Origin of the sequence: Allobosea massiliensis (assembly GCF_042655245.1) — a bacterium.
GTDB lineage: Bacteria > Pseudomonadota > Alphaproteobacteria > Rhizobiales > Beijerinckiaceae > Allobosea > Allobosea massiliensis.
In genome coordinates this window covers 1-908 of the sequence record NZ_JBHSLU010000101.1, presented here as the reverse complement: position 1 = coordinate 908, position 908 = coordinate 1, and the positions used below count along the sequence as shown (strand labels likewise).

Genomic DNA, 908 nt, shown 5'->3' with positions numbered 1-908 from the left:
AGAGTCCGTCCCGGAACTCATGACGCTCGCGCGATGCGGCGGATAAGAACCATGGCGGCGGCTGCGTAGAGGAAGGCCGTCGCGGAGGCGATGGTGGCTTCGGCGTCCTTCCAGAGCCGTCTATTTCGATTGATCCAGGCGAAGAAGCGCTCGACGACCCACCGCCGGGGCTGAACGGCGAAGCCGATTTGATCGGGCTTGCGCCGGACGATCTCGACGGCGATGCGGGTGGCGGTCGCGACACGCGGGCCTTGGTAGCCAGCGTCCGCGAAGACCTTCTCGATGAAGGGGAACGGGCGGCGCGAGGCGGCCAGCAGCGGGCCCGCCCCATCGCGATCCTGCACGCTGGCGGGATGGGCGAAGAGGACGAGGCCACGCCCGTCGGTATCGACGAGGGCGTGGCGCTTGCGACCCATGATCTTCTTGCCGGCGTCGTAGCCACGGGGCCCACCGGCTTCGTTCGTTTTCACGCTCTGGCTGTCGATGATGCAGGCGCTGGGCGAGGCCGGCCGACCGCTGCGTTCGCGATCGATCATCAGCAGCGCATGGTTGAGAGCCTCGAACACGCCCCCGTCTCGCCAGGCCGCAAACCAGCGATAGGCCGTGCTCTTGGGCGGAAGGTCGCTCGGCAGAAGCCGCCAGGCGACGCCTCCGCGCATGACGTAAAAGATCGCGTTGACGATCTCGCGCAGCGGCCAGGAGAGCGGCCGGCCCGTCCGCTTCGGCGCCGGTAGCAACGGCGCAATCAGCCGCCACTCCGCATCCGTCAAATCCGTTTCATATCGAAGTCCCGCGCGACTATGCTGCCGGCGAGTGGCTGGGGTCCACATCGCTCGCTCCAAGATGGCCTGAACAACCCCTTGGAATCACGAGTGCCCCAGTCGCTCAACCCTTTCGGGACGGGCTCT

At 67.0% G+C, this 908-nt stretch carries 1 protein-coding gene; it reads right to left on the bottom strand.

Going from position 1 to position 908, the window contains the following annotated elements:
• Positions 1 to 17: 17 nt before the first annotated feature.
• Entirely contained in the window at positions 18 to 830 is an 813-nt protein-coding gene (locus ACFPN9_RS25410; RefSeq protein WP_047170150.1) for an IS5 family transposase, read from the bottom strand.
• Positions 831 to 908 lie beyond the last annotated feature (78 nt).